We start from the raw sequence: 7,611 nt of genomic DNA, 5'->3' as shown, positions 1-7,611 counted from the left end.
GCCGCGCTGATCTTGAGCAGTCGCTTCTTGCTGTCGATCTCCGAGAACAGGACGTCGAGCGTGCGCAGCGACGCGTCGGCCGGCAGCAGATCGAGATTGGAGATCGCGGTCGGGACGATCAGCTTGCGCGGGCTAAGGTCGCGCTCGATCACCGCGCGCGCTTCGTCGCCGGCCTTGCGGTCGGGCGCGAGAATGAAGCTCGCACCGCCCTGCGCATCGAGATCCCACAGCAGAGTCCGCCGGCTCGATAAGGTCGCCGACGCCCACGCCAGATTGACCGCGAGCGTGGTCTTTCCGACCCCGCCCTTCGAAGCATAGATCGCTATTGTCGCCATCGCTGCAGGGTACCACCCGCTTGCGACAGCGCAATGACCGCGTTGCCTATTTGCCCACGCCGCGCCCGGCCGGCAGATGCGAAGCTGGCAGGCTGACGGTCACGCTGCTGCCCGGATCGGTCGCCGAGGTGGCGAGCGTGACGCGATATTTACCCGCCTTGATCGTCCAGCCCGGATGCGCGCTGTCCCACAGGCTGAGCAGGCGCGGATCGACCGTAACGGTCGCGGCCTTGGTCTGGCCGGGGGCGAGATCTAGCTTGGCGAAGCCACCGAGACGCTTGGGCGCTTCCCAGCCGCCGCCGACCGGCGACACGTAGATCTGCGCGACCTGCTTGCCGGCGACGCTGCCGACATTCTTCACGCTGAAGCTGGCGGTGATGGTGCCGCCCGCAGCGGCGGCCTTGAGCCCACCCTGGGTGAAGTTGGTGTAGGACAGGCCATGGCCGAACGGGAAGAGCGGCTTGGTGCCGTTCTTGTCGAACCATTTATAGCCGCCCGCGGCGCCTTCGCTGAACTTGACGTCGAACACCTCCTTGGGGCCGCGATCCGCGCCGTCGATCGAGGCGCGCGGCCAATCGGTCGCGGCGCGGCCGAAGGTCGCGGGCAGATGGCCCGAGGGGTTGACCTTGCCGGTCAGGATGCGCGCGATCGCCTCGCCGCCCTTGCTGCCCGGATACCAGGCCTCGAGCGCGCCCTTCACGCGATCGATCCACGGCATCACGACCGGCCCGCCGGTTTCGAGCACGACGATCGTGTTGGGGTTGGCGCGCGCGACCGCGTCGATCAGCGCGTCCTGGTCGTTGGGCAAAGTCAGCGGAAAATCGAGCGATTCCGCGGTCCACTGCGTCACGAACACGATCGCGACATCGGCATCCTTGGCGGCCGCCGCGGCGGCATCCGCGCTGGACCCGCTCGCCCAGGTGATCTTGGCGTCGGGCCGTTCGGCCTGGAGCGCCTTCAGCGGCGAGGACGGGGCATAGACGTAGGGGCCGGGCCAATGATCGGGGCCCTCGCCCTTCACCGCCGTGCCGCCGCGCGGATAGACCTGCGCCGATCCGCCACCGGTCAGCACGCCGACATCGGCATGGCCGCCGATGATCGCGATCCGGTGCGCGGAACCGGCCAGCGGCAGGACGTGGCCATCATTCTTGAGCAGGACGATGCCTTCCTCGGCATCGGCCTGGCTGACCGCTTCGTGCGCGGCGTAATCGATCTTGAAGTCGGCGGTGGGAATGTTGTCGGCGGCGCCGCTGGCGATGAGCGAACGGGCGATGCGGCGGACCTTGTCGTCCAGCACCTTCTCCGGCACGCGGCCGTCGGCGATCGCGGCTTTCAGCTTGTCGCGATAGACGTAATCGCGCGGATGCTGGACGCCGGCTTCCTGATCGAGCCCGCCGAGCGCATCCTTGATCGTGTCGTGCATCGCGCCCCAATCGGACATGACGAAGCCCTGATAGCCCCAGTCGCGCTTGAGCACCTTGTTGATCAGCCAGTCGTTCTGGCAGGCCCATTCCCCGTTCACGAGGTTGTAGCTGCACATGACCGAACCGGGATTGCCCTTCTCGATCGCGATCTGGAACGCGAGCAGATCGGACATGCGCGCCGACGGCTCGTCGATCAGGATGTTGACGGTGGTGCGCCGGGTTTCCTGATCGTTGAAGGCGTAATGCTTGATCGTCGTGATGATGTGGTTGGACTGGATGCCGCGCACGATCGCGCCGACCATCGTGCCGGCGAGCAAGGGGTCTTCGCCGCCATATTCGAAATTGCGGCCGTTGCCGGGCTCGCGCAGCAGATCGACACCGCCCGCGAGCATCGTGTTGAACCCGGAGGAGCGCGCTTCTGATCCGATCGCCGCGCCGCCCTTGACTGCCATGTCGGGGTTCCAGGTCGACGCGGTGAGGATGCCCGCGGGCATGATCGTGCGCTGCAGATCGGGCGCGGCGATGCCCTGGGTGGCGACGCCGCTGCCCGCGTCGCTCTGCCATTGCGGGGTGAAGTGGAGGCGCGGCACGCCGGGCACGAAGCCCGCCGACTGGCGGCGCGCGACGGGATCGCGATATTCGTTCGTTTCGACCTGGGTGCCGTAATAGCTGGTCACAAGCACCAATTTCTCGTCGAGCGTCATCGCATGGACGAGCAGATTGGCGCGCGCATCGGGTGACAGCGCCTTGTTCTGCCAGGCGAGCGGATTGGGCGCGGCGGCGAAAGCGGGCGCGGCCAGTGCGATCGCGGCAACGCCGATCAATATGCTTGCACGCTTCATCATGTCCGCATCCCCTCACATCTTATGATTACGTTGTCAGAGGTACTTTAGGCAGCGCCGCCGCATGGCGCAATCGAGCCATAGTCTTAAGTGCGGGGGTCTTAGGTGCGGGCCGCGATAGCCTTGATCCCGGCGAGGAAGGCGGCCTCGCCGTCGAGCTGCTGACTCTGGCGTCCGGCCAGCGCGAGCGCGCAGGCGTAGAGCCGGGTCAGCGCCGGATCGCCGATCAAGGCGACCGCGCCCGGCCCGATGAAATCGAGCCCGATCGCGACGTCGCTGCCGACCAAGAGGCCGCTGCCGAACGACGACACATCCTCTGCCGCCAGCGTGCCGAGCAGGGTGCGCGCCCGGATCGCGAAGAGATCGGCGAGCAGTTCGCGCCGCTCGAACGCGATCGATACGCCTTCCTGGAAGGCGGCGCCGGGCGTGACGTCGCCGGTCAGCGGGCCCGCGAGCAGACTGTGCCGGCGCAGTATCGCGAACATCTCGCCGGTCATCACGGTGCGGAAAGCGGCGAGCGCGCCCGCTTCGAGCCGCACCCATTTTGCATGGGTGCCGGGGTGGCAGGCCTGCATATCGGGCCCGATCATCCCCGCCGCCAGCGCGCCCAAGAGCTGCACTTCCTCGCCGCGCATGACGTCGGCGCGGCCGTCGTTGCGATCGCACACGCCGGGCACGATCTGGATGTCGCCGTCCATCGCCACCAGCCGTTCGCGCAAGGCATCGACCGTCGCCGGGCAATCGACATAAGGCGCCTGCACCCAGCCGCGGTTGGAGCCGATCATGCCTGCGAGCAGCATCGGCCGCTTGCCGCAGCGTTCGCGCAGCATCGCGATCACGTCGGGGAATTCGTTGGGCAGGATCGACAGCACGCCCGCCCCGTCGGTGAAGCGATCGACCACCTGGCCATGCGCATCGAGCACGAACACGCGGCGGTTGGTCGTACCCCAATCGACCGCAATCAGGCCAGCGTCCGACAATATGGTCATTTCAGAGCGTCGCGCTGATCGCGCGGGCGGCGGCGTCCGGATCTTCGGCCTTGGTGATCGGGCGGCCGATCACGAGGATCGAGGCGCCGTTATCGAGCGCCTTGCGCGGCGTCATCACACGCTTCTGGTCGCCGGCGGCATCGCCGGCCGGACGCACGCCCGGCACGACGAAGAAGCCGTCGCGCCACATCTTGTGCGCGGCCGCGACCTCGAACCCCGAACAGACCACGCCGTCGAGGCCGGCTTCGCGGGCAAGACCGGTCAGCCGTTCGACCTGGGCATGTTCGCCGCCTTCGACCCCGATCGCGCTCAGATCCTTGCCGTCGAGGCTGGTCAGCACGGTCACCGCGACAACCTTGGTCGTCTCCGACGCGGCCGCCTTGGCATCCTCCATCATCGCGCGCCCGCCGGCGGCGTGGATCGTCAGGATCGACGGCGCGAGGCCGTGCAGCGCCTGGATCGCGCTCGCGACCGTATTGGGAATGTCGTGGAGCTTGAGATCGAGGAAGATCGGCAGCCCGACCTGGCCGAGTTCGCGCACGCCCTGATGGCCGTGGGCGGAGAAGAATTCGAGGCCGAGCTTGAGCCCGCCGACATGGTTGCGGACCTTTTCCGCGAGCGCGACCGCGCGCACGAGATCGGGCGTGTCGATCGCGACGAAGATGCGGCTCGACATCAGTCTGCCTGGAACGGATCGCTGTTGGGCGACGAGGTCGTTGCCGGCGGCGCGGGCGGCGTGATGACCGGGCCGCGTTCGATCGCGGACAGCTTGCGGTCGTGCCGCCATTTGACCGCGCGATGCCACGCGTAAAGCGGCACGAAACCGATCAGGAAGCCGATCAGCAGCAGCATCGGCAGCTTGGTCTCGACCACCGTATCGCCGAACAGATTGACCGGCACGGGCACCCAGTTGCGGACCGAGAAAACCACGATGATCACCGTCAGGGCGATCCAGAAAAGCGTGCGCAGAAATGCCATATGATCCAGATTAGGGGGGAAAATCGGGCAAGGCCAGCGCCGCGATTGCCTTAACCTTCTTCCCCGGCTATGTTCTTGCTTCGTTCGTTTTTTACGGAGCCCCGAATGGCCAAGCTGCAGCGCCGGTATGTCTGCCAATTGTGCGGCAGCGTCGCGAGCAAGTGGCAGGGCCAGTGCGTCGATTGCGGCGAGTGGAACACCCTGGTCGAGGAGAGCGGCGGCGGCGTGGTGACGCCCTTCGCGGCCAAGCATGATTTGCGCGCCGGCGGGCGCACGGTCGCGATCAGCGGGCTGGATGCGGACGTCGCCTTACCCCTCCGGCTCGTCACCGGCCTGGCCGAGCTCGACCGCGCGATCGGCGGCGGGCTGGTGGCGGGATCGGCGACTTTGATCGGCGGCGATCCGGGGATCGGCAAATCGACCTTGCTGTTGCAGGCGGCGGCGCGGCTGGCGACTTCGGGCGCACGCGTCACCTATATTTCGGGCGAGGAAGCCGCCGATCAGGTGCGGCTGCGCGCGCGGCGGATGGGGCTGGGATCGGCCCCCGTCCAGCTCGCGACCGCCACATCGGTGCGCGATATCCTTACCACGCTCGATCAGGGCGCGCCGCCGGCCTTGCTCGTGATCGATTCGATCCAGACGATGCATTCGGACCTGATCGAGGGCGCACCCGGCACGGTCAGCCAGGTGCGCGCCTCCGCACAGGAGCTGATCCGTTACGCCAAGGAACGCGGCACCGCTCTGGTGCTGGTCGGCCATGTCACCAAGGACGGCGCGATCGCGGGCCCGCGCGTGCTGGAACATATGGTCGATACGGTGCTGAGCTTCGAGGGCGAGCGCAGCCATCAATATCGCATCCTGCGCGCGGTCAAGAACCGCTTCGGCGGCACCGACGAGATCGGCGTGTTCGCGATGGCCGAACTGGGGCTGGAGGAGGTCGCCAACCCCTCGGCCTTGTTCCTGACCCAGCGCGGCGACGGCATCAGCGGCGCGATCGTGTTCCCGGCGATGGAGGGCACGCGGCCGGTGCTGGTCGAGATCCAGGCTTTGGTCGTGCGCCTCGCCAGCGGGGCGACCCCGCGGCGCGCGGTGGTCGGCTGGGACGGCGGGCGGCTGGCGATGGTGCTGGCGGTGCTGGAGGCGCGCTGCGGGCTCAGTTTCTCGACCTGCGAAGTCTATCTCAACGTCTCGGGCGGCTATCGCATCGCCGATCCGGGGGCGGATCTGGCGGTGGCGGCGGCGCTCATCTCGGCGCTGGCCGAACGCCCGATCAGCGCCGACACGGTCGCGTTCGGCGAGATTTCGCTGTCGGGCGAGGTGCGCGGGGTGGCGCATGCGGCGCTGCGGCTGAAGGAAGCGGCCAAGCTGGGGTTCGGCAAGGCGATGCTGCCGACCGTGTCGCGCGACACGGCAAACGGCATCGCTGTCAGCGGCTTTGCGACGTTGGGGGCGTTGGTGGATCAGATACTCGGACGGTGAAGTGGTCGTTCAACTGGCCCCACGTCACGGCCTTATAGAGATAGGCCGTAATCGGCTTCCCTTCGGCATCCAGCGCGGGCCGGTATTTGGCGCGTCTGCGGAGGGCGTTGCAGGCAGAATCGTCGAGCCGGGCGGCGCCGACACTGCCGAAGGGGATGCAGTTACTGACGAGGCCGTTGGTATCCACGGCCAACAGGATTTCAGTGGTGCCCTGCACGCCGCCGTAACGCTGCTCGGTATAGTCCTGCGGCTGCACCCATAATTTTGCATCGCCCAAGGGGGCAGGCGGCGTCGCGATGTGCGTTGCCGAGGGGTCGATCTTCAACTGGGACAGCAGCATCGTCTGGCAGTTGTTCAACGACGCGAGCGGCCGCGCCATGGGCGGAAGCGTCACGGATATGGGGTGGCCCTTGCCCAAGGTGATCGTCGCAACCTGCGCCTTATCCAGCACGGCAAGCGCGGACTCCGGAAGGGTGAAGCGGACGAGCTGCGACAGATTGCCGGCGGTGAGCGCGTAGACTTCGTAAGGCGTGTCCGCGACGGTCTGCCCGTCGACCGACAGATGCGCCGCCCCCTTGTCGAAATCGATGGAAAGATATCCCCGGTAAAGGAGGATATCGACCCATCCGCCAACCGGCCACGGACGCAGCCCGATCGCGACCTGCAGGTTACCTTCCCCATATGCGTGAAGCAGCGTGCAGCCATTTTGTTCACCTTGGAGGATCCACTGACCCGACGGCGAAAGCGGAACCGCGGCTTGCGCGAGCATCGCCAAAAGAAGTGCTGCCGGCATTCATGTCTCCCCTGCGGCCATATGTGCGGGAAAATCGTGCGCCGTCGAGCGCTTTCCTCGCGTACCAATCGGCGCGGGGGGCCGGGCGCGGACCTGGCGGTGGCACGGGATATTGCGGGCGCGCTGGCGGTGAGCGGGTTCGCGACTTTGGGGGCGTTGGTGGACTATTTGCTGGGGCGGTAGTTCTATCGTCATCCCCGCGAAAGCGGGGATCCCGCTGATTTTTACTTTTTCGTCACCCTGACCCCTTCGACAAGCTCAGGACAGGCTTGTTTCAGGGTCCATCGTGTCACAGGCGCGGCGATGCGGATGATGGGTGGATGCTGAAACGAGTTCAGCATGACGGAAGAAGGGCACGCACCATGCGTACACGTTTTGTTCTCTTTGTCAAGCGCCCCTTCGTGCTGAGCGACAGGATGGCAGCGGGTCATTCAGCCAGGGACAGCCATTCTCCGGTGGGCCGACGCTCAGTTTTGGGGAATTTGCCAGCGCGTGCGCAAGGTCAGGTAGCTGACGACCGGCTTGCCCTGCGCGTCCCGAGCGGGCTGATAGCGGCCGCGTCTGCGAATGGCTTCGCAGGCGGCCGTATCGATATCGGCATTGCCGGTGCTGCCGAAATTCGAACAGTGGCTTACCCTGCCGTCGACGCCGATGGTGAGAAGAAGACTGCTCGTCCCCTGCGCCCCGCCCCGCAATGCCGTCCTCGGATAGTCGTCGGGCGAGACCCAATCCCTTTGCGATCCGATCGGCAACGCCGGCACCGCAACATTA

At 66.7% G+C, this 7,611-nt stretch carries 8 protein-coding genes; 1 reads left to right on the top strand and 7 read right to left on the bottom strand.

Annotation, left to right across the window (positions count from 1 at the left end):
• From VK533_RS16105 to VK533_RS16085, 5 genes are all read right to left on the bottom strand, one after another.
• On the bottom strand, positions 1-335 hold a 335-nt coding region (locus VK533_RS16105), incomplete at its 3' end, for a ParA family protein (protein ID WP_324379563.1).
• Positions 336-381: 46 nt separating this feature from the next.
• Positions 382-2,604 carry a beta-glucosidase gene (locus VK533_RS16100; protein WP_324379561.1) on the bottom strand — a complete coding sequence of 741 codons (2,223 nt, stop codon included), beginning with the start codon at positions 2,602-2,604 and terminating at the stop codon, positions 382-384.
• A 98-nt stretch (positions 2,605-2,702) separates the two neighbouring features.
• Positions 2,703-3,590 carry a 2-dehydro-3-deoxygalactonokinase gene (locus tag VK533_RS16095; protein WP_324379559.1) on the bottom strand — a complete coding sequence of 296 codons (888 nt, stop codon included), beginning with the start codon at positions 3,588-3,590 and terminating at the stop codon, positions 2,703-2,705.
• 1 nt (position 3,591) lies between these two features.
• Entirely contained in the window at positions 3,592-4,266 is a 675-nt protein-coding gene (gene pyrF, locus VK533_RS16090; RefSeq protein WP_324379557.1) for an orotidine-5'-phosphate decarboxylase, read from the bottom strand.
• Positions 4,266-4,568 (bottom strand): hypothetical protein, encoded by a 303-nt coding sequence (locus tag VK533_RS16085; protein ID WP_324379555.1) that lies wholly within the window; start codon positions 4,566-4,568, stop codon positions 4,266-4,268. The genes pyrF and VK533_RS16085 overlap by 1 nt, the downstream gene beginning before the upstream one ends.
• A 105-nt stretch (positions 4,569-4,673) precedes the next feature.
• On the opposite strand from VK533_RS16085, the gene radA reads away from it, so the two are divergent.
• Positions 4,674-6,047 (top strand): DNA repair protein RadA, encoded by a 1,374-nt coding sequence (radA, locus tag VK533_RS16080; protein WP_324379553.1) that lies wholly within the window; start codon positions 4,674-4,676, stop codon positions 6,045-6,047.
• On the opposite strand, the gene VK533_RS16075 is transcribed toward radA, so the two are convergent.
• The gene (locus VK533_RS16075; RefSeq protein WP_324379551.1) at positions 5,995-6,840 is read right to left on the bottom strand and encodes an energy transducer TonB; all 846 of its coding nucleotides are present in this window, start codon (positions 6,838-6,840) and stop codon (positions 5,995-5,997) included. The two genes, radA and VK533_RS16075, sit on opposite strands and share 53 nt — an antisense overlap.
• A 467-nt stretch (positions 6,841-7,307) precedes the next feature.
• A partial coding sequence (locus VK533_RS16070; RefSeq protein ID WP_324379549.1) for a TonB family protein occupies positions 7,308-7,611 on the bottom strand: 304 nt, incomplete at its 5' end.

The sequence above is a fragment of the Sphingomonas sp. genome (assembly GCF_035317925.1).
Taxonomy (GTDB): Bacteria; Pseudomonadota; Alphaproteobacteria; order Sphingomonadales; family Sphingomonadaceae; genus Sphingomonas_I.
Note: the sequence above shows the minus strand (reverse complement) of the source record. Positions and strands in the feature narration are given on the sequence as shown.